This window comes from Clostridium neonatale, assembly GCF_001458595.1.
GTDB lineage: Bacteria > Bacillota > Clostridia > Clostridiales > Clostridiaceae > Clostridium > Clostridium neonatale.
The window spans coordinates 1033927-1055773 of the sequence record NZ_LN890328.1; the positions used below are offsets into that span (position 1 = coordinate 1033927).

Sequence of the window (21847 nt, forward strand, 5' to 3'; positions counted from 1 at the left end):
CTTATGGATAATTTTAAAATTTTGAATTTGTTAGATAAGTTCAAATGGATTTTTGAAAAAATGGATGTTAATTATCCTATAATGAGAAAAATACTGCAAGTTAAATTAACTATGGATGGAAGGAGAGAATCTGTACTAACTCAAAATAACAAAAATACAGATGGAAATATATTTTTTAAAAGTTTATGGATTTATGCACTTTTAGGATTAGTTTTAATTGCTTTGCTTTTTAGTGATAGCTCTTATTTCATACAAATGTCAACAATAAGCACTTTAATCATGTTTATGACAATGCTTTCTTTAATATCTGATTTTTCATATATACTTTTAGATGTAAGAGATAGAAATATGATACTAACAAAGCCGGTAAATGAAAAGACGCTTTCAATGGCAAAAGCACTTCATATTAGCATTTATATTATTAGTATATCATTGGCTTTAATAGGACCATCATTAATAGCATCCTTGTTTATAAAAGGAGTGCTTTTCTTTATTATATATTTCATAGAAGTTATTTTAATAAATTTATTTTCAATTTCATTAACAGTTTTATTATATTTTTTTGTACTTAGATTTTTTGATGGTGAAAAATTAAAAGACATTATAAACTATTTTCAGATTGCCTTATCAATAGTAATGACAGTTGGATATCAATTATTTGGAAGAGTATTTAATTTAGTTGATTTAGAAAAATCAATTAATATATCATGGTATCATTATTTGATTCCATCCGCATGGTTTGCATCACCATTTGAACTATTTTTAAATAATTCAAATAAATATATTTATCTGAGTTTAATGTCAATAATTATACCTATAATTTCTATTGGGATCTACATTAAATTGATGAAGTCATTTGAAGTAAATCTTCAGAAGCTAAATGGAGCTACAACAAATAGAAGATTAAAAAAGGGTTTTGTAGAAAAGTTAGGAAACATAGTTTGTAAAGATAAATATGAGAGAACATTTTATAAATTTGCAAACAATATAATGAAAAGTGAACGTGAAATAAAATTAAAACTATATCCTTCTATTGGTTTTTCTATAGCATTTCCAATTATAATGTTATTTGCTTTTATAGATGATTTTAGTAATATTTCTAATAGTAAATCTTATCTTACATTATATATCGCCATACCATATTTGACTATGAGTATATATATTCTAAAAACATCTGTTAATTATAAAGGAAGCTGGATATATAATTGTGCTCCAATAAAAAATAGCTATGTTCAACATAAAGGTACAATAAAAGCATTTATAATTAAATTTTTAGTGCCAATAATGTTACTAGATTGTATAGTCTATGTATTAATATATGGAGTAAAAATTCTTCCAGATGTAATATCAATTTTCATTGCTGCTATTTTATTTGTTATATATGTTTTTAAGGTAATGAATAAGGGATTCCTTTTTTCAAAATCAATAAAAGATATACAGAAAATAAGCGGGATAGTAGTATTTTTAATTATGTTAGCAATGGGATTAGTTTCTGCTATACATTATGCTTTCACTCTTTTAAAATTTGGTAGTATAATCTTCTTATTTGTTATATTAACTACAACAATAATATCATGGAAAGTTTCTTTTAATTATTAATTTGTTCTATAAATTTAATATTAATAATATATTTTAAGTAATATTAATATTAAATTTATAAGGGGAGATTACTATATACAATAAAGAAGCATTCAAAGATTTAGCTTTAATTGACTTGCTTAAAATTAATGATAACTTATGGAAAGAAAGTATAAAGGAATACAATGAAAGATATGCAGATAGATATATTAAAGATAAAATGATGTATAGAAAAATTCATTGTAAAATAGTTGCAGATTTAGCTAAAGATATGTTTAACAGTATATTTAGTTATTTAGATGAAATAGAAAGTAGAATATATTTAGAAAATGTATTATATCTTGGATGTCTTACACATGATATTAGAAAATTTGACAAAAAGCATGGTGCTTATGGAGCAAATTGGATTATGTCAAAACTTGCAGATAATGAATATTGCCAAAATAATAATATTCCAGTCTTTAGCATTGATATTTGTAATGATATCTGTATATTAATAAAATTCCATAAATCCAAAAATGTTGAGAAGTCTTTAATGAATGAACATAATCTTGAAAATTATATTATAAAAGAATATATGAAACCACTAATATTTCTCATAAGATTAGCTGATAAATTAAGTCATTTTGTGGTAGAAAGCAAATTTAAAGTTATTACCGAAAAAGATGTTAAAAAGAAAATTGATGAATTTTTAATCAAAACAAGTGATTATATGTTAGATGAAAATTTAACCAATGCAATAATAGAGCTTATTTTTTATGATTTTAAAGATATGTATTGTAATAAAAAAATAATGAATTTTTAGATTTTATTAATAAATCTGAAAAACTCTTAAATTTAAAAAAATCTATAATTTCTATGGATTTAATAGAAAAGTAAAAATTACAGTAAAAGATTATTTTTTATGATTTACTGTAATTTTATATTTTATCTAAATTCTATTATTCTTCTTTTTAATTTAAAGTTTAGCTTTTCTTCTATTTCACTTAAAATCCTTTCATTTTTAGGATCTATAAAAGTACATGCATATCCGTCATCGCCAGCTCTCCCTGTTCTTCCTACACGATGAATATAGGTTTCAGGTGTTTCCGGAATATCATAATTATAAATATGTGTAACATTGCTTACATCAATTCCTCTTGAAGCAACATCTGTAGCAATTAAAAATTGAACATCACCTTTTCTAAAAGATCTCATAATTCTTTCGCGTTTATTTTGTGGAACATCACTATGGATTTTTTGAGCCTTAATACCTTTTGCACTTAACTTAACTTCAAGTTCATCAGCTCTGCGCTTAGTTCTGCAGAATATAATTGCTATAAATGGATTATCTTCATTAATAGCTTTTGCAAGGCAATCTGCTTTCCATCTATCAGTTGTTTCTACAACTTCTTGAGTTATAGTATCTACAGTTACATTTTCGTCTTTTATATCTATAAAAATCGGATCTGTCATATATCTATAAGCTAATTTTTTGACTTTTGAATCTATTGTAGCTGAGAAACAAAGAGTCTGATGTTTTTTTGATGAAACTTTCATAATCTCTTCAATTTCATTTTTAAATCCCATCAAAAGCATTTGATCTGCTTCATCAATAACAATAGTTTCTAAATTACCTAAATCAACAGTTTTTCTTTCTATGTGATCAAGTAATCGTCCAGGCGTTGCAACAATAATATGTATACTGTTTTTTAATTTTTTTAATTGGGATCCTATGTCTTTTCCACCATAAGCAGCTAAAATATTAATATCATCATTAACATTTAGTTTTTTTGCTTCATCAGTAATTTGAATCGCAAGTTCTCTTGTTGGAGAAAGTATAAGAATTTGAGTATTATTATTTTTTGAATTTATTTTTTGAAAAATTGGTATAAGAAAAGATAAAGTTTTACCAGTTCCAGTTTTTGCTTCTCCAATAATATCTTTGTTATTTAATATATATGGTATAGATTCACTTTGAATAGGTGTTGGAGTAGTTATACCATGTTTTTTTAATGTTAATATCAAATTTTCATTTATTCCTAAATCTTTAAAATTCATATTTTTTCCTTTCTGTTAAAATTTAAATATTTCTATTTTATTATAATTTTTTATATTTTTATAAGAAATCTAAATTTTATATAAAAATAACAAAAAGATAAGATATAAAAAAATATTTAAATATTATAAATCTATTCAATTAATTAGTATTTAACTGCATATTTGTAAATAATAAAGTAGAGCTTGGAAATCCGGCGAAAGACAAACCAAGCTCTACAAAAAAACTAGCACAAAAGTGCTAACTGCTAAATAAGAATAACATTAAAATCATAAAGAGTCAAGAATATATGAATATTAATATATGTGTTAGCAAAAAATACATATAAATATATGCGTGTATAACGAGGTGAATTACAATAATGAAAATCTATCAATGCAACCAGTATGACACATTAAAATCTTGTTTAGTCTGCTATCCAGTATATTTTGAGATAATAAATAAAAGTAATGAATACTATAAGAAAATTGATTATGAATTGCTTTTTAGTCAATATAATAATTTTTTAAATAATCTAACCCAAAATGATGTAAAGCTAAATTTTCTAGATTTGAATAAAAATAGTGCAAATCAGTTATTTACACAGGATATTGGTTTTGTAATAGATGATGTATTTTTTATAAGTAATATGAAAAAACAAGAAAGAAGTATAGAAACCATATATTTAATTAATTTTATAAAGAAGAATAATTTAAAATATTATAAAATGAAAAATAATATTGAAGGTGGAGATTTAATACATTATGATGATGTGTTATTTATTGGGATAAGTACAAGAACAACAATTGATGCAGCTCATGAACTTCAATCTGTGCTAAATGAAATGAGAAAAGATATAAAAGTTGTCCCAATTTATTTTGATAATAGTATGATTCATTTAGATTGTGTATTTAATACATTAGAAAAAGATGCTGCAGTTATATCTCCATATGTATATGATAAAGATATAATAGAAAAATATATTCCAAAACTTTATGAAATATCTAAAACAGATGCAGATAATTTAGGAACAAATTTTGTGTATTTAGGCCATAAAAAGTTACTTAGCAGCAATAAAAATGTAGCACAAATGCTTAAAAATGAAGATTATGATGTTACATATATAGATTATAGTGAAATTGTTAAAAATGAAGGAAGTTTAGGCTGTTCAATTTTATATCTGTTAAGAGAATAATATTTTATAAATAATGTTTTCAATATATCACATAATCTTATAATACATATGCACTTCTTAAGTTTAAAATCACCAATTTATAAGTATAGGAATAAAATATATAATGATAAATTTATTTGGAGAGTATTATGGGATATTATATTAAAGCAGAATCAAATGTTAAAATATATGTAGAAGACCTTAACGAAAATGGTACTGAAACAATCTTGTTTTTGCATGGCTGGCCTGGAGATCATAATTTATTTGAATATCAATTTGATTACTTTGCTAAAATGGGATATAGATGTATTGGACTTGATCAAAGGGGATTTGGTGAGTCAGATAAGCCGCTAAATGGATATGATTATGATACATTAAGTGATGATGTTAGATGCGTTATTGATCAGCTTCAATTAAAAAATGTTACTTTACTTGGACATTCAACTGGCGGTGCAATTGCCATTAGATATATGGCAAGACATGATGAATGGGGGATTTCAAAATTAGTACTTTGTGGAGCAGCAGCACCAAGTCTTATAAGACGTTCTTATTTTCACTATGGGTTAAAAGAAGAAGCAGTAAAAGAAATAATTAATGAAACATATATAGATAGACCAAAGATGCTTGCAAATTTTTCAAAAATGTTTTTTTATAAGCCAATAAGTAAACCATTTTCAGATTGGTTTTTAAGCTTAGGACTTAAAGCAGCAGGGTGGTCAACAGCAGCTATAGCAAATACATGGCTTGATGAAGAAAGTTTGTTTTTAGATATGAAAAAAATAAATGCTCCTACATTAATAATTCATGGCATACACGATAAAGTTTGCCTTTTTCCACTAGCAGAGCAGCAAAAGAAACTAATTAAGAACTCTAAACTAGTTAAAATGCAAAATAGTGGACATGGCTCATTTTATGATGAACGTGAAAAGTTCAACAATGAAGTGAAATGCTTTATTGAGAATTAATTGTAAAAAATATAAATATATAAATATATAAATATATAAATATATAAATAAAAAGATATTCAAAAGAATTTGTTTATAAAAATGAAGTACTAGTTTTTTTATATAGTGCTTTATTTTTATTTTAATTTATATGAATTTTATAATGCATTATTATATTCTAATAGGCGTAAATATATTTACTGGATAGAAGATGCTAAAAAAGACGACATAAAACAAAAAAGAATTTCAGAAACAATAAAAAAGTTACAAAATAAAGGAAAGGTAAAATAGAAAACAACATTAGGCTATATAATTACGACAAATGGTCATATGCGTTCTGGTTATAATGATATATAATAACATCATAAAAGAAAACGTTGTTATATATTTAGGAGGCAGAAATGGGAATTAGATTTAATGAGCAAAATAAATTATTTAATATTGAATCAAAAAATACAAGCTATATATTAAATGTATTAGAGACAGGACATATTGCACATTTATATTGGGGAAGAAAAATTAATTCTAATAAAATAGATTATTTAATTAAGAAAAGACAATGTGGAAGCTTTTTAGCTGATTTAGATAATATAGATGATTTTCATTTAGAAGCAGTTCCGCAAGAATATCCAAGCTATGGTAATCCTGATTTACGTTCACCAGCGGTTCAAATAAAATTAAGTAATGGTACCACTGTTACAGATTTTAGATATTATAGTCATAAGATATTTAAAGGAAAAAATAAACTTCAAGGATTACCAGCAACTTATGTTGAAAATGATATTGAAGCAGAAACTTTAGAGATAACATTAAATGATAGTTTAGCAAATTTAAAATTAATATTATCATATACAGTTTTTGAAGAGTATGATGCCATAACAAGAAATGTTAAAGTTATAAACGACAGTAATGAAGAAATTGATATATTAAGAGTGTTAAGTGCAAACGTTGATTTTAATCATAGTGAATTTGATTTTATCCAATTATCAGGTGCATGGGCAAGGGAAAGACATATAGTTAGAACACCTTTAAGATCTGGAGGTCAATGTGTAGAAAGTAGAAGAGGGGCTAGTAGCCATGCTCAAAATCCATTTATGGCTTTGGTAAGTCATGAGGCAAACGAAGATGTTGGAGATGTTTATGGATTTAATTTAATTTATAGTGGTAACTTTTTAGCAAATGTAGAAGTTGATATGCACAATAACTCAAGAGCCCAAATTGGTATAAATCCATTTGACTTTACTTGGAATTTAGAATCAAAACAAGAGTTCCAGACTCCTGAAGTTGTTATGGTATATTCACCTAATGGATTGACTGGAATGTCTCATATATACCATGATTTATATAGAGAAAGGCTTGCAAGAGGATCATATAGAGATAAAGAGAGACCAATACTTATAAACAATTGGGAAGCAACATACTTTGATTTTGATAATGAAAAAATTAAAGAAATAGCTAAAGAAGCTAGTGATCTTGGAATTGAATTATTTGTATTAGATGATGGCTGGTTTGGTGAAAGAAATAGCGATGATTCTTCACTTGGGGACTGGTTTGTAAATGAAAATAAAATTAAATGTGGATTAAATTCACTAGTAAAAGACATAAATGATCTAGGCATGAAATTTGGATTATGGTTTGAACCGGAAATGATTTCGCCCAATAGCAATCTTTATAGAGAGCATCCAGACTGGTGTATTCATATTGAAAATAGAACAAGATCACTTGCAAGAAAGCAGCTTGTATTAGATTTATCTAGGGATGAAGTTTGTGATGCTGTAATAAAAATGATCACAGATGTATTAAAATCTGCACCTATATCTTATGTAAAGTGGGATATGAACAGAAATATAACTGAACTTGGATCACCTGCATGGCCACCTAAAAAACAAAAGGAACTTGCACATAGATATATGTTAGGTTTATATAAAATATTAGAAAACATAACTTCAAACTTTCCTGACATTTTATTTGAAAGCTGCTCTGGAGGTGGTGGGAGATTTGATGGGGGAATGCTTTATTACATGCCACAAACTTGGACTAGTGACGATACTGATGCTATAGAAAGATTAAAAATTCAAGAGGGAACTTCATTAGTATATCCTAGTATATCAATGGGAAGCCATGTTTCAGCAGTACCAAATCACCAAGTTAATAGAATTACTCCACTTAGTACGAGAGGTATTGTAGCTATGGCAGGTAGTTTTGGGTACGAATTAGATGTAACAAAAATGACAGATATAGAAAAAGAAGAAGTTAAAAAACAAATCGAATTATATAAATCTATTAGAAAAGTAGTTCAATTTGGAGATCTTTACAGATTAAAAAGTCCATTTAAAAGTAATGAAGTATCATGGATGACTTTATCAAAAGATAAGGAATTTGCAATTGTAAGTTATGTAAAACAATATTCAGAAGTAAATAAAATACCTGGAAGATTAAAACTTAAAGCCTTAGATGAAAATTCATTATACGAAATAATTGAAACTAAAGAAGTGTTTGGTGGAGATGAACTTATGTATATTGGACTTGAAATTGGAGAACTTATTGGAGATTATGTGTCTAAGATGTGGACTTTAAAGAAGTGTAAATAATATGTAGAGAATTATATGGCCGAGATAATTTAAAAATTATTAATATTAAAATACAAGGATAAAATTTTAAGTGCTCCATGAGAGTTATTCATAGGGCACTCATTTTTTATAAATACTTCTCTTATTAATCTAAAAGTAAGTATTGTTTTGTACATCCTTTTTTATTAAGCCTATATTCTTTAGGGCTTATGCCTTTTACTTTCCTAAAAGCTTTTGAAAATGATAATGGATCAGTATATCCACAAGAGTAAGCTATATTTCCTATAGGCAGGTCTGTATCATATAGTAGGTCAGCTGCTTTTGTTATTCTAAATTCCATTAAAAATTTCTGAGGTGGCATTTTAAGATACTTTTGAAAAATAGAAGTTAGATAGCTTCTATTTAAACATGTATATTCCGCAATATCACGTACTTTTATTGGTCTATAATAATTATCTTGAATAAATTCTATTGCTTTATTTACATAATTATTAGAAATTGAATCATCATCTGAAAGGGTGCTTTTGATATTGTTAGACAACCTAGAGAAAAATAAATATAAAAGTCCTTCTATTTTAAATGAATCAGCATCTGTACTTTTATGATGTTTAAGCATTTCCATAACACATTCTTTCAACAAATCCGCTTCATCACATTTAAATATAAGATTTTCTTCATCTAATCCTATACATTTTAAATATGTTTTAACTTTATTTCCATCTATGCCAATCCAAAGGTAAGTCCAAGGTTCTTCTTCATCAGCCTCATAAAACGTAATAACATTTGGACTGATTAAAAATCCTTCATTTTTTGTAACTGTATATTTTTTGTTGTTAGCATAATAATAACCTTTTCCATCTAAAACATAATGCAATAAATAGTTAGGTCTAATAGCTGGACCAAATGAATGTAGTGGAGTACATTTCTCAAATCCACAATAGCAAAGGTACATATCATTAAAATTTCTATTAGTATTCTCTAAATAATAAACATCTAGCATATAAAAACTCCTATTTATATAAAAATATATAATCACATAACTATTATTTATTATTTTAAAGAAATATTATATACAATTCAATAATTTTAACTATGAAAATTAGTAATTAAAAGAAATGCTTTTAGAAAATTAGGCGTTTTTCCAATTAGAGTCAATACAAAAAGTATAAAAATAAAGATTACTTTTTTGTAATCCTTATTTTTAATTAAATATTATTTTTATTCTTTGTTTAAAGCTTCTTGTATTGTATGCCAAGCAAGAACTGCACATTTTACTCTAGCTGGCATATTAGATATATTTTTAAAAGCCATAGCATCTTCTAATGAATATAATTCTTTATCATCTGTTATTTCTCTTTTAATCATTCCAATAAAAGTTTCAGTAAGCTTTAACGCTTCTTTTATTGTTTTTCCCTTTATTAAATCTATCATAATTGATGTAGAAGCTTGTGATATGGCACATCCTTGGCCTGTAAAAGCTAAATCTTCAATTACATCATTATTTAATTTAAGCTCTAATGTTATTTCATCTCCACAACTTGGATTGTGTCCTTTTTCATAAACATCGGCATGATCTAGTTTTCTTTTATTATGCTTTGAAGTGCTGTGCTCCATAATTAATTCTGTATAAATTGAATTTAAGTCCATTAAGTATTACCTCCATTTAGAAAACATTTCATAAGTTTTTTTAGCAGCCTCAACTAATTTATCTACATCTTCTTTAGTATTATAGAAATAGAAGCTAGCTCTGCACGTTGCATTGATATCCATAAATCTCATTAATGGCTGAGCACAGTGATGACCTGATCTAATTGCAACATTTAAACTGTCAAAAACAGAAGATACATCGTGAGGATGAACGCCTTCAATATTAAAAGAAATTATACCGCCTCTATGTTCTAGGTTTTTAGGACCATATATTGTTACATATGGAAGTTTATCAAGCTTATCTATGGCATAAATAAGAAGGTCTTTTTCTATTTTATCTATTTTTTCTATTCCGATTTCATTTATATAATCAATAGCGGCACCAAGTCCTACAGCACCTTCTACATTTTGAGTTCCACCTTCAAACTTAGAAGGCAGTTCAGCAAATGTAGCACTTTGTTCATAAACATATTCTATCATATCTCCGCCAACTATATATGGAATCATGTGGGAGAGTAGTTCTTCCTTACCGTATACAACACCAATTCCCATTGGGCCTAATAGTTTATGACCTGAAAATACTAAAAAATCTGCATCTAATTCTCTTACACTTACTTTCATATGAGGGACACTTTGAGATCCGTCAACTATAACTTTAGCACCCATAGAATGTGCATAATCAATAATTTCTTTAACAGGGTTTATTGTTCCAAGTGCATTTGACACATGAGTTATACTTACAAGCTTAGTTTTTTCTGTTATTTTATTTTTGATTTCATCTTCTGGGATTTCACCATCATCATTTAAATACATATATTTTAAAGTGGCTTTTTTAGCTTTTGCTACAATTTGCCATGGAATAAGGTTTGAGTGATGTTCTGCAATTGAAATTACAATTTCATCACCTTCATTAATATTCTCCATTCCATAAGAGTAGGAGAGAAGATTAAATCCTTCTGTGGCATTTTTAGTAAATATAATCTCTTTCGAAGATTCTGCATCTATGAACTTTCTAACCTTTTCCCTAGACTCATCATATGCTTTAGTAGCTTCAATACTAAGCTTGTAAGCACCTCTATGAGGATTAGCATTAATATTTTTATAATAATTTTTAATAGCTTTAATAACTTGTTTTGGTTTTTGTGTAGTAGCAGCACTATCTAAATATACTAATCTTTCGCCATTTTCATGTGATTTCAATATTGGGAAGTCTTCTAAAAAATTAATATTATTCATTTTTTAAACCTCTATTTAGCTTTTCTAATATTTCGTTTATAGTATTTTCATCATCTATGGCATCTATTATAGGATTGAATGCTGCTCTTACAATTACAATTTTTGCATCTTCGTATGTTAGACCTCTAGACATTAAATAAAATAGCTTGCTTTCGTCAATTTTTCCTGAAGATGCCGAATGCTCACCAGAAACATCATCTTCTGAACAAAGTAAAACTGGCATTGCTTTTGCCTTCGCATCCTTTGAAAGAAGCATACAATATTCATCTTCTGCACCAACACTTTTTGATGCACCTTGCTTAAAATCTAATGTTCCTTTAAATGATTTTTTTGCTTTATCCTGAAGTGCTCCTTTAACATTAATATTTGATTTACTTGCTATTCCTTTAAGAGTTACAATATAATTTATATCTATAAGGCTGTTTTTACTTCCAAGATATATTGAGTCTATGTTTGATGAGGAATTTTCACCTTTTAAGTCACCATGATAATTATAAACTCTATATTCACCGCCAAGATCTGTATTTATAAAGTGCACTTTTCCTGACTCTTCAACATCTGCCACATTAGAATCTATGTGGATTATATTATCATTTAATAAATTTACTTTTGTAAGTTTAATATTACTGTTTTTCTTTGAATATATTGCACATATTCCATTATGATATCCTTTTGAATCGTCTAAGGATCTATATTTGATTATAATTGAAGCTTTTGAATTTTCTTCACCAACAACTATTATGTTATCAACTAAGGTACTATTATCCTTATTAAATCCAAAATCAATAATTATTGGTTCATTTATGGCTGAATTTTTTTCTATTGTAATTAAATAACCTGCATTAAACTCTTTTTGGCCTTGTTTTATAAGTTCTTCACTTGCTCCATAGACAAATTCTTTATAAAGAGGAGAGACAGTTTTATTTTCCAGCTTTTGAATATGAACTCCCTTTATATTAGTTGCAAATCCTATATTATTAAATTCTTTAATTTCTCCAATATTTAATTCTCCAAGGCTTACATCATTAATATTAAGCCATTTTTTTGTTCTTACTGGAGTTTTATTTAAATTATTAAAATTTATAGCTTTCATTTATCTCACCTACCCAATACTTCCTTCTAATTCTATGTTTATTAAATTATTCATCTCAACTGCATATTCTAGTGGCAGTTCTTTTGATATTGGTTCAACAAAACCTCTTACGATCATTGATTTAGCTTCATCCTCGCTTATTCCTCTAGTCATTAAATAGAAAATAGATTCATCGCTTATCTTTCCAATTTTAGCTTCGTGTCCAATTTCAACATCATCATTTAATAAATCTATAACAGGAATAGTATCAGACTTTGATTTATTATCTAACATTAAGGATTCACAAGATACCATAGATTTTGAGTTGTAAGCATTTGAATTTACTTTTAACACCCCTCTATAAGTAGCTTTACCACCATTTCTTGAAATTGATTTTGAATTAATTGTTGATGAAGTATTTGGTGCAGCATGAATTACTTTTGCACCTGTATCTAAATTTTGACCTTTACCAGCAAATGACACACCTGTAAATTCTGCTCTAGCACCTTCACCTTTTAATATACTCATTGGATATAACATTGATATTTGAGAACCAAATGATCCTGATACCCATTCAATAGTACCATTCTTTTCAACTATTGCTCTCTTAGTATTTAAATTAAGCATATTCTTTGACCAGTTTTCAATAGTGCTGTATCTTAGAGTAGCACCTTCTTTAACATAAAGTTCAACGCATCCTGCATGAAGGTTTGTTACACTATATTTTGGAGCTGAACATCCTTCTATAAAATGTAATTTTGCGCCTTCATCAACGATTATCAATGTATGTTCAAATTGTCCTGCACCAGGAGAGTTTAATCTAAAGTATGATTGAAGTGGTATGTCTACATTAACACCCTTAGGAACATATACAAATGACCCACCTGACCATACAGCTCCGTGAAGTGCAACAAATTTATGATCAGAAGGGGAGACACATTTCATAAAATACTGCTTAACTAAATCTTCATGCTCTCTAACTGCAGTTTCCATATCAGTATAAATAACACCTTGCTTAACTAAATCTTCTTTTATGCTATGATAAACTACTTCTGAATCATATTGAGCACCCACACCTGCAAGTGATTTTTTTTCAGCTTCTGGAATACCTAAAAGATCAAAAGTCTTCTTTATGTCTTCAGGAACTTCGTTCCAAGAACCAACCAAATTACTCTTTGGACGAACATAAGTAACAATATTATCCATGTCCAATGAGTCTAAAGATGGACCCCATGATGGAAGTTTTAATTTATTATAAATTTCTAAAGACTTCAATCTAAAATCTTTCATCCATTTTGCTTCATTTTTTTCTTCTGAAATAGTTTCTATGATTTCTTTAGTAAGTCCTTTATCAGATTTAAAACTAAAGTTATCTTCGTTTTTTACATCGTATATACCTCTGTCCATTTCCTCAATGACAGTTTTTTTCTTATTTTCCATCTAAATTCACCACCTTTAAACTTCAACAGCTTCTTTAAAAGATTCGTAACCTTTTTCTTCTATCTCATCGGCTAAAGCTGAATCACCAGTTTTAACTATTTTTCCATCAACTAAAACATGAACATAATCTGGTTTTAGGTTTTCTAAAATTTTAGTGTTATGAGTTATTATTAATACTGCATTTTCTTCATTTGAGAACATTTTTATTCCTTTAGAAACAATCCTTATTGCATCAACATCAAGTCCTGAATCTGATTCGTCTAATATAGCAAGTTTAGGATTTAACATAAGCATTTGAAGTATTTCGTTTTTCTTCTTTTCTCCGCCAGAAAAACCTACATTTAAATATCTCTCTGCATAACTCTCATCAATTTTTAATTCTTTCATGTTTCTTTTTAAATCTAAATCAAACTTAAAGTGTTTTAATAAATTTCCATCAGATGACCTTTTAGCATACTTTAAGAAATTCTCTACAGTTATTCCTGGAATTTCTTCTGGATATTGAAATGATAAAAATAATCCTTTTCTAGCTCTTTCATCAGTTTTTAAATCATTAATATTTTCACCTGCAAATTCAATATCTCCATCTAATCTTTTATATTTTGGATTATTCATTATTGCATTGGCAAGAGTAGACTTACCAGCTCCATTTGGCCCCATTATTACATGGATTTCACCTTTATTGATTTCAAGGTTTAATCCTTTTAAGATTTCTTTTTCATCTGCCTCAATTTTTAAATTGCACACTTTTAATAAATTATTATTCATCGCGTTCACCTCTTATATTATTGTAAATAGTATCATTTTACTCTGAATTAAAAATAAAAAGTAAAAAACTATATTTTTCTATATTATATATAAATTTAAAGTTCATTTTAAATACACCTTAATATTAGCACAAGAAAATAAAATGTGCAATATAAATACACATTTAAGTGATATATATAGCTTTTTCTGTTATAATAAATTATAATCAATATAAACAAAGGATGTGAGAAAATGAATTTATCCAAGTTTTCAGATTATGCTTTTAGGATTTTAATTTATCTAGCTAAAAATGGAGATAAATTGTGTACAGTTGAAGAATTGGCATCTAACCTTGAAATATCAGAGCATCACTTAAAAAAAATAGTTCATAAGTTAGCTAAAACAGAATATATAATATCTATCAAAGGTAGAAATGGTGGCTTAAAATTAGGAATGGAACCTAATAAAATAAATCTTGGAAAAATATTAATTATTACTGAAGAAAAACTAAATACATCAGTATGTTTTTCTAGTGCAAGACATGAATGTGCCCATGATTCAACTTGTAAATTTAAACATATACTTGGTGACGCTTTAAATTCATTTATTAATGAAATCAGCAAACATACATTAGAAGAACTTTTGTAATAAGTTAATAATATTTAAAGTCATAAGAAATACAGAAAGTTAAGAAAATATGAACTTTATAAGAAAAAGCTTCGAAAAAATTTCGGAGCTTTTATTAATTGTATCTAAAAAATAAATCTTAAAAGGAATAATATATATGATATTATTATAACATTTTTACTTTTAACACTAAATTAACCAAAATTTCGTCAAAATAAATTGCAAAATGTTTTAATATTGATTAAGCTATTATTTAGGAAGATAATTTAGAATTATGATTAATATAATATAAAGACGGAGTGATGAATTTATGAAAGTTAGGACTCATTTTCATTTAGCTAAGTTGGCTTTAAAAAATATAAAAACAAAATATCCTAAGGATTTTTCACTTAATATGTTTTACATTGGTACTATAATTGCAGATTGCTCATGGCTTCCTTATACAAATCCACATTTTCATAAAAAGTCTTTTAAATATGTAGAAGACAAGTTAGAAAAATTAATTAATAAAAGAAAATTTAATGCTTATAATTCACTTCAATTTGGAATAATAATTCATTATCTTTGTGATTTTTGCTGTTATTCTCATATAAGTGGGGGCATAGGAGATGTAGGGGATCATATCATATATGAAAGAAAAATCCAAAAATATTTATTGGACAATATATCTAAGATTTCTAAAATGATAGTTTCAAAATCATATAATAATACTCAAGAACTAAAGAAGTTTATAAATTCTCAAATTGCAAAATACAAAGAAGGTAAACATTCATTTATGTGGGATATTGAAAACTCTATTGAAATTTCCTCTATTGTTTGCTCAGCGGTGTTTGATAAATATAATTTAAAAGGAAAGGTTATAGGACAAGTTTAGATAAACAGGATACTAAGAAATTATATCTTAGCATCCTGTTTTTATTTATCACCTAATGAACTTAATTTTTTTATCATTATTAAATATAAATCTGTAAATACGATTTTTATATAAATAAGGCCTATTCTAGAATCTTTCCTGCTTTAAACAATATATGTTGAAAAGTTTTTCGAATTTGAAGAAGTATTCATAAAAGGTTCTGAAATTTTATTTCCAAGTATACCCTAGTTAAATATCCAGATAGGAATATAAAATAATGTTTTCAATCATAATAAATTTCATAAAACTTACAAATACTACTATGAGAGGTGAAGTTTTATGGAAAGTATATGGAAAAGTGAAGTAGATTTCAAAAAAAGAAAGTCATTAGATAAAGATATAGAATGTGATACTGTTATTATAGGGGGAGGAATTGCAGGCTTACTAATAGGATATATGCTAAAGGAGTGTGGTATTGAAAGTATAATAATAGATGCAAAGCTAATATGCAGTGGAAATACTAAAAATACTACAGCAAAAATAACTTCTCAACATGAATTGATTTACGATAATTTAATAAAGGAATTTGGTGAAGAAAAAGCTAAACATTATGCTTTAGTTAATGAAGAAGCAATAAAAAAATATAAAGAAATAATTGAAAAAGAAAATATTGATTGTGACTTTAAAGAAACTGATGCTTATGTATATTCATTAGAAGAGAATAAACCAATAGAAGATGAATATAATGCGGCAATTAAACTTGGAATAGATGCAGAGCTTATATCTGAAATCCCTCTTCCAATACAAATAAAGAAAGCATTAAAATTTAAACATCAAGCGCAATTTAATCCACTAGAGTTTTTAAAACCTATTTCAGAAAAACTTACTGTATATGAAAACACAAAAGCTACAGATATTGATATTCATAATAATGTGGTAGTAACTGATAAAGGATATATTAGTGCTAAGCGTATTATTGTTGCAACTCACTATCCTTTCTTTAATATACCTGGGTATTATTTTTTAAAAATGCATCAAGAACGCTCTTATGTTTTAGGACTTGAAAATGCATCAGACTTTGATGGAATGTATATAGGTATTGAAGATAATGGATATTCATATAGGACGTATAAAGACTTAGTTTTATTTGGTGGTGCCAATCAAAGAACTGGTGAAAATGAACAAGGCACAGCTTATGAAACTCTAAGAAAAGCAGCCAAAGAAATTTTTCCTAATTGCAAGGAAAGATACCATTGGTCTGCACAAGATTGTGTCAGTTTAGATAATATACCTTACATAGGGCATTATTCAACTAAAACACCTAATATATATGTTGCTACTGGATTTAAAAAGTGGGGAATGACAAGTTCCATGGTATCAGCAATGATAATAAGTGATATGATACGTGGAATAGATAATGAATATGCTGATATATTTTCTCCAAGCAGATTTGATTTATCAGCTTCAATGAAAAATGCTGGAAATGATATGGCTAAAACAGCTAAAAACTTTATAGCACAAAAAATACATGTTCCAAATGAATACTTAGATGACGTAAAAAATGGAGAAGGTAAAATAATCAATTATGAGAATAAAAAAGTTGGAGTTTATAAAGATGTAAAAGGCAAAATTTATACTGTAAGTACTAAATGTCCTCATTTAGGATGTGAACTAAAATGGAATGCTGATGAATTTACATGGGACTGTCCATGTCATGGTTCACGCTTTGATTATGAAGGAAAATGGATAGAAGGACCTGCAAAGCCCACAAAAAGTTTAAAATGATTATATAAAAAAGTGAGATGGTTATATGAATAATATTTTAGGATATTACTTAATGCCACATCCACCTATAATAATACCAGATATAGGACGTGGAGAAGAAAAGAAGATAGAAAAAACTTCTGTAGCATGTGAAAAAATAGGAAGAGAAATAGCTGATATAAAGCCTGATACGATCGTTATAGTTACACCACATGGTCCAATGTTTAGCGATGCAGTAGCAATATCAGCTGGAAAGCATATTTATGGTGATTTAAATCAGTTCAGATGCAGTAATATTAAAATTAGTTTAGATTTAGATGAAGAATTTGTAACTAGTCTAAGTCTTAAGTGCCATTTAGAAGGAATACAATCTGTACTTGTAGATGATAAATTGCTTGGAAGATATGGCAGGAAGTTAGAATTAGACCATGGAAGTATTGTCCCATTATATTTTATAAATAAATACTATAATGATTATAAGTTAGTTCATATAACATACTCAATGATAGGTGATTTAAATTTATATAAATTAGGTATACTTATATCTAATACTGCTGAGGAATTAAATAGAAAAACAGTATTTATTGCAAGTGGAGATCTATCACATAAATTAAAAGAAGAAGGACCATATTCGTATTCTCTCTATGGACCAAAATTTGATAAAGAATTTATAGAAACTCTTGAAAATGGAGATGTAGTTAAATGTTTTAACCTAGACGATACCATGGTAGAAGAATCTGCACAATGTGGTCTTTATTCAGTATATACTCTTTTAGGTTCAATGCAAGGAAATGGTATTAAAGGAACATTGTTATCATACGAAGGCCCATTTGGAGTAGGGTATGGTGTAATGAAGTTTGAACCTACAAGTAAAGATGTGGATAGTTACAAAGTACTCAAAGAATATGAAGAAAACTCTTACAATGAAAAGATAAAGAATTCCAATCAGTATGTTAAGCTTGCAAGAGAAAATTTAGAACATTATTTTAAGTATAAAAAGCCGATAAATGATTTATCAAATGTAGATGATGAACTTAAAAATCAAAAACATGGAGTTTTTGTTTCACTTAAAAAATTTAAAAACCTTAGAGGGTGTATAGGTACTATTCAAAGTACAACAGATAATGTTGCAAAAGAGATAATTAGAAATTCAATAGAAGCTGCTATTCATGATCCAAGATTTCCAGAAGTTACAGAAGATGAACTAAAAGATATTGATATTTCTGTAGATGTACTTATGGATGCAGAAATATCTTCAAAAGAAGAACTAGATCCTAAAAAATATGGAGTAATTGTTACAAAAGGATATAAACGAGGGCTATTACTTCCAAATCTTGAAGGTGTTAATACAATTGAAGATCAGCTTCATATAGCTTGTGATAAGGCTGGAATAGACTATTTTAATGATGATTTTCATATTGAAAGATTTGAAGTTATAAGATATGAAGAATAATATTTCTTAGTTATTTGAAGATACAAAATTATTCTTATAAGTGTAAAATCAAATACTAATTTAAAGCAGGTGAATTTTATGGATGCAAAAGTCATGTACTATGAAAGATTAGAAGATGATAAAGTAATATGTAGAGTTTGTCCTCATAATTGCTTAATAAGTGAAGATAAATTTGGTATCTGCAGATTGAGAACCGTAAAAAATAATATACCAATTGCTATAAATTATGGGGAAGTGACTTCAATTGGTGTTGATCCAATTGAAAAGAAGCCGTTATATCATTTTAAACCTTCTAAAAACATATTATCTATTGGAAGCTTTGGATGTAATATGACTTGCAGCTTTTGCCAAAACTATGAAATATCACAATACAGACCAGAATCACAATATTTAAGTATTGATAAATTGATTGAGCTTATAAGTAAAGCACCTAATAATGCTGGAATTGCTTTTACATATAATGAGCCATTTATGTGGTATGAATATATTTATGAGGCATCTAAAAAAATAAAAGAATACAATAAAGATATTAATGTAGTAATAGTCACCAATGGATATATAAATGAAGAACCTCTTCTAGATTTATTACCTTATGTTGATGCAATGAATATAGATTTAAAAGGATATACTAATAAATATTATAAAAGTATATGTGGTGCAAAACTAGAGCCTGTATTAGAAACAATAAAAAGATGTTATGAAAAATGTCACATAGAAATAACTACTTTGCTTGTAAGTGATGAAAATGGTTCAATAGAAGAAGTTCGTGAAATTGCAAAATTTTTAGCAAGCGTAGATAAGAATATTCCTCTTCATTTAAGCAGATATTTTCCAAGATTTAAAATGCAAAATGACGCTACTGAGGTTAAAAAAATTGAAAAAGATGCAGATGAAGCAAAGAAATATTTAAAATATGTTTATATAGGAAATGTGCAAGGTATAGATAATAATACTTACTGCAGAAAATGTGGTAATCTTTTAATTGAAAGAAATGGATATACAACAAAAGTGTATATGAAAAGTAATATATGTAATAAATGTGGGAATACCATAAATATTACTTTATGATACTTTAAAAGATTTCTTATATAATAAAGCATTACTATTTATTAATAGCAATGCCCAGTTTGTAGACAAAAGAGGGTAAATGAAATTTGCATTTACCCCTTTTGCTATTATTAATAGAATTTTTTCTATATTTTTCATTAAATTAGCCAATAAATTGTCCGAACCGGTAGGCAATAATCCATTTCGATCCAGCCATGTGGCTAATTTTTTTAAATTCATGCATGCAAATAAGAGGTTAAGCTCCATCTTAACCTTTTTTATTCCACGATATTGTGTATATCTCATACCATGCTTTTCTTTTGCATCCGCAAATACACGTTCAATTGTTTGACTTCGTAACATATAGATTTCTTTCATACCTTTTATATGTCTTATATCTTCTACTTGCTCCATGTATTCTTCCCAAACATGCCTGCATATTACTTTTACATGATTTTTACTTTGAGTACATTGATTAAGAAATGGACAATTAGCGCAAGCCTTTTTATTACTTTTATATTCTTTATAACCGTCTCTATTAGTTGTAGAATATTTTAATATTTGGTTATTAGGGCAAATGTAACAATCATAGTATTCATCATAAGCATAGTCATATTTTTTGAAGAATCCTTGTTTAGTCATAGGGCGTTTATAAGGCATTATTGGTGTCTTTCCATCATCAATTATTTGCTTCGCAATCGCAGGGATTTTATATCCCGAATCTACAACAATACCATTCACATTGCTATGTTCTTTCTTAACTTTTTCATATATTCCCCAAAATGAAACTGAATCATGGACATTCCCAGGTGTCAATTCAAAGCCTAAAATATAGTTATTCTTATCGCAAGCTGTGTTAGCAGTATATGCAAATACTTTTTTATGTTCACCTTTATGAAATAATCCACTTTCAGGATCGGTAGTGCTTACTTTAATGTTTTTTTTTAATTCTTCTGAAGTTTCTTTTTCTTTAAGTGGTTTTTTATTATGTAATTCTCTGTCTTTATTAATTTCTTCTTTCAATGATTTTTCATATACTCTTGCAGATTCTTCAATAACTTCATTTCTATATTTATGAGTATTAGCATTAGCTTTTATATGTGTTCCATCTATAAAGATATTCTCATCATCAATAAAACCGTATTTATTAACTTCGCACAATATTCTTGCAAATATAGTTTCAAATAAATCGGAATCTTTAAATCTTCTTGAATAGTTTTTACTAAATGTTGAGAAATGAGGTAATTGTTCATGCATGTTATATCCCAAATACCAACGATATGCAAAATTAACCTCAATTTCTTTAAGTGTTTGTCTCATTGAACGGATACCAAAAAGATATTGAATCATTACTATTTTTATTAAAACTACTGGATCAATGCTTTCGCGCCCGTAAGGCTTGTATAGATCTTTTACTTCATCGTAAATAAAACTTAAATCTATTGCTGCATCTATTTTTCTAACTAAATGATTTTTAGGAACAAGATCATCTAAACTTAACATTTCAATTTGTGTTCTATCTGCTTTCTTTTTAATTCCCATCATAATGAAACACCACCTTACTTTTACTATCATATTTTAACATAAAAATAAACAACTAACTTCATTTTGAAGTTAGTTGTCAACACTCTGAGCATTACTATTTATTAATAGCAATGCCTTATTATTCTTTAATGGA

The 21847-nt window shown here is 27.2% G+C and carries 19 protein-coding genes; 11 read left to right on the forward strand and 8 right to left on the reverse strand.

Going from position 1 to position 21847, the window contains the following annotated elements; genetic code table 11:
• The first annotated feature begins 3 nt into the window (after positions 1-3).
• Both BN2920_RS11850 and BN2920_RS11855 read left to right on the forward strand, forming a co-directional pair.
• Positions 4-1599 carry a hypothetical protein gene (locus BN2920_RS11850; RefSeq protein ID WP_058295216.1) on the forward strand — a complete coding sequence of 532 codons (1596 nt, stop codon included), beginning with the start codon at positions 4-6 and terminating at the stop codon, positions 1597-1599.
• Between the two features lie 115 nt (positions 1600-1714).
• The gene (locus BN2920_RS11855) at positions 1715-2383 is read left to right on the forward strand and encodes a hypothetical protein (protein WP_058295217.1); all 669 of its coding nucleotides are present in this window, start codon (positions 1715-1717) and stop codon (positions 2381-2383) included.
• A gap of 122 nt (positions 2384-2505) precedes the next feature.
• Here the strand turns inward: BN2920_RS11855 and BN2920_RS11860 are convergent, their stop codons facing one another.
• Positions 2506-3618 (reverse strand): DEAD/DEAH box helicase, encoded by a 1113-nt coding sequence (locus BN2920_RS11860; protein ID WP_058295218.1) that lies wholly within the window; start codon positions 3616-3618, stop codon positions 2506-2508.
• A gap of 359 nt (positions 3619-3977) precedes the next feature.
• Between BN2920_RS11860 and BN2920_RS11865 the strand changes: the two genes are divergently transcribed.
• From BN2920_RS11865 to BN2920_RS11875, 4 genes are all read left to right on the forward strand, one after another.
• Positions 3978-4790, forward strand: coding sequence for a dimethylarginine dimethylaminohydrolase family protein (locus BN2920_RS11865; protein ID WP_058295219.1), 813 nt, complete (start codon positions 3978-3980; stop codon positions 4788-4790).
• Between the two features lie 128 nt (positions 4791-4918).
• Positions 4919-5734 carry an alpha/beta fold hydrolase gene (locus tag BN2920_RS11870; RefSeq protein ID WP_058295220.1) on the forward strand — a complete coding sequence of 272 codons (816 nt, stop codon included), beginning with the start codon at positions 4919-4921 and terminating at the stop codon, positions 5732-5734.
• A gap of 105 nt (positions 5735-5839) precedes the next feature.
• Positions 5840-6004: a YdeI/OmpD-associated family protein gene (locus tag BN2920_RS22610; protein ID WP_172437804.1), complete on the forward strand. Its 165-nt coding sequence runs from the start codon at positions 5840-5842 to the stop codon at positions 6002-6004.
• Between the two features lie 110 nt (positions 6005-6114).
• A complete protein-coding gene (locus BN2920_RS11875; protein WP_058295221.1) occupies positions 6115-8304 on the forward strand; it encodes an alpha-galactosidase in 2190 nt (729 codons plus the stop codon).
• 124 nt (positions 8305-8428) lie between these two features.
• Here BN2920_RS11875 and BN2920_RS11880 read toward each other — a convergent pair whose 3' ends face one another.
• From BN2920_RS11880 to sufC, 6 genes are all read right to left on the reverse strand, one after another.
• The gene (locus tag BN2920_RS11880) at positions 8429-9283 is read right to left on the reverse strand and encodes an AraC family transcriptional regulator (protein WP_058295222.1); all 855 of its coding nucleotides are present in this window, start codon (positions 9281-9283) and stop codon (positions 8429-8431) included.
• A 218-nt stretch (positions 9284-9501) separates the two neighbouring features.
• Positions 9502-9930 (reverse strand): Fe-S cluster assembly sulfur transfer protein SufU, encoded by a 429-nt coding sequence (sufU, locus tag BN2920_RS11885; RefSeq protein WP_058295223.1) that lies wholly within the window; start codon positions 9928-9930, stop codon positions 9502-9504.
• Between the two features lie 6 nt (positions 9931-9936).
• A complete protein-coding gene (locus BN2920_RS11890) occupies positions 9937-11166 on the reverse strand; it encodes a cysteine desulfurase (RefSeq protein WP_058295224.1) in 1230 nt (409 codons plus the stop codon).
• On the reverse strand, positions 11159-12259 hold the full coding sequence (gene sufD, locus BN2920_RS11895; RefSeq protein WP_058295225.1) for a Fe-S cluster assembly protein SufD: 1101 nt from the start codon (positions 12257-12259) through the stop codon (positions 11159-11161). The genes BN2920_RS11890 and sufD overlap by 8 nt, the downstream gene beginning before the upstream one ends.
• A gap of 9 nt (positions 12260-12268) precedes the next feature.
• Positions 12269-13678 carry a Fe-S cluster assembly protein SufB gene (gene sufB / locus BN2920_RS11900; protein ID WP_058295226.1) on the reverse strand — a complete coding sequence of 470 codons (1410 nt, stop codon included), beginning with the start codon at positions 13676-13678 and terminating at the stop codon, positions 12269-12271.
• A 15-nt stretch (positions 13679-13693) separates the two neighbouring features.
• A complete protein-coding gene (sufC, locus tag BN2920_RS11905) occupies positions 13694-14446 on the reverse strand; it encodes a Fe-S cluster assembly ATPase SufC (RefSeq protein ID WP_058295227.1) in 753 nt (250 codons plus the stop codon).
• 231 nt (positions 14447-14677) lie between these two features.
• On the opposite strand from sufC, the gene BN2920_RS11910 reads away from it, so the two are divergent.
• From BN2920_RS11910 to amrS, 5 genes are all read left to right on the forward strand, one after another.
• On the forward strand, positions 14678-15073 hold the full coding sequence (locus tag BN2920_RS11910) for an RrF2 family transcriptional regulator (RefSeq protein ID WP_058295228.1): 396 nt from the start codon (positions 14678-14680) through the stop codon (positions 15071-15073).
• Positions 15074-15362: 289 nt separating this feature from the next.
• Positions 15363-15926 carry a zinc dependent phospholipase C family protein gene (locus tag BN2920_RS11915; protein ID WP_058295229.1) on the forward strand — a complete coding sequence of 188 codons (564 nt, stop codon included), beginning with the start codon at positions 15363-15365 and terminating at the stop codon, positions 15924-15926.
• 318 nt (positions 15927-16244) lie between these two features.
• On the forward strand, positions 16245-17690 hold the full coding sequence (locus BN2920_RS11920) for an FAD-dependent oxidoreductase (protein ID WP_058295230.1): 1446 nt from the start codon (positions 16245-16247) through the stop codon (positions 17688-17690).
• A gap of 25 nt (positions 17691-17715) precedes the next feature.
• Positions 17716-19122 carry an AmmeMemoRadiSam system protein A gene (gene amrA / locus BN2920_RS11925; RefSeq protein ID WP_058295231.1) on the forward strand — a complete coding sequence of 469 codons (1407 nt, stop codon included), beginning with the start codon at positions 17716-17718 and terminating at the stop codon, positions 19120-19122.
• 78 nt (positions 19123-19200) lie between these two features.
• Positions 19201-20190, forward strand: a complete 990-nt coding sequence (gene amrS, locus BN2920_RS11930; RefSeq protein WP_058295232.1) for an AmmeMemoRadiSam system radical SAM enzyme — start codon at positions 19201-19203, stop codon at positions 20188-20190.
• On the opposite strand, the gene BN2920_RS11935 is transcribed toward amrS, so the two are convergent.
• Positions 20185-21714: an IS1182 family transposase gene (locus BN2920_RS11935; protein WP_058295233.1), complete on the reverse strand. Its 1530-nt coding sequence runs from the start codon at positions 21712-21714 to the stop codon at positions 20185-20187. The genes amrS and BN2920_RS11935 overlap by 6 nt on opposite strands.
• Positions 21715-21847: the final 133 nt, after the last annotated feature.

Bases quoted from the DNA above. Each gene is read 5' to 3' on its own strand.
- BN2920_RS11890 (WP_058295224.1), bottom strand. From the start codon at position 11,166: ATGAATAATATTAATTTTTTAGAAGACTTCCCAATATTGAAATCACAT.
- BN2920_RS11865 (WP_058295219.1), top strand. From the start codon at position 3,978: ATGAAAATCTATCAATGCAACCAGTATGACACATTAAAATCTTGTTTA.
- BN2920_RS11860 (WP_058295218.1), bottom strand. From the start codon at position 3,618: ATGAATTTTAAAGATTTAGGAATAAATGAAAATTTGATATTAACATTA.
- sufU (WP_058295223.1), bottom strand. From the start codon at position 9,930: ATGGACTTAAATTCAATTTATACAGAATTAATTATGGAGCACAGCACT.
- BN2920_RS11935 (WP_058295233.1), bottom strand. From the start codon at position 21,714: ATGATGGGAATTAAAAAGAAAGCAGATAGAACACAAATTGAAATGTTA.
- sufD (WP_058295225.1), bottom strand. From the start codon at position 12,259: ATGAAAGCTATAAATTTTAATAATTTAAATAAAACTCCAGTAAGAACA.
- sufB (WP_058295226.1), bottom strand. From the start codon at position 13,678: ATGGAAAATAAGAAAAAAACTGTCATTGAGGAAATGGACAGAGGTATA.
- BN2920_RS11880 (WP_058295222.1), bottom strand. From the start codon at position 9,283: ATGCTAGATGTTTATTATTTAGAGAATACTAATAGAAATTTTAATGAT.
- BN2920_RS11850 (WP_058295216.1), top strand. From the start codon at position 4: ATGGATAATTTTAAAATTTTGAATTTGTTAGATAAGTTCAAATGGATT.
- BN2920_RS11915 (WP_058295229.1), top strand. From the start codon at position 15,363: ATGAAAGTTAGGACTCATTTTCATTTAGCTAAGTTGGCTTTAAAAAAT.
- BN2920_RS11920 (WP_058295230.1), top strand. From the start codon at position 16,245: ATGGAAAGTATATGGAAAAGTGAAGTAGATTTCAAAAAAAGAAAGTCA.
- amrA (WP_058295231.1), top strand. From the start codon at position 17,716: ATGAATAATATTTTAGGATATTACTTAATGCCACATCCACCTATAATA.
- BN2920_RS11910 (WP_058295228.1), top strand. From the start codon at position 14,678: ATGAATTTATCCAAGTTTTCAGATTATGCTTTTAGGATTTTAATTTAT.
- amrS (WP_058295232.1), top strand. From the start codon at position 19,201: ATGGATGCAAAAGTCATGTACTATGAAAGATTAGAAGATGATAAAGTA.
- sufC (WP_058295227.1), bottom strand. From the start codon at position 14,446: ATGAATAATAATTTATTAAAAGTGTGCAATTTAAAAATTGAGGCAGAT.
- BN2920_RS11870 (WP_058295220.1), top strand. From the start codon at position 4,919: ATGGGATATTATATTAAAGCAGAATCAAATGTTAAAATATATGTAGAA.
- BN2920_RS11875 (WP_058295221.1), top strand. From the start codon at position 6,115: ATGGGAATTAGATTTAATGAGCAAAATAAATTATTTAATATTGAATCA.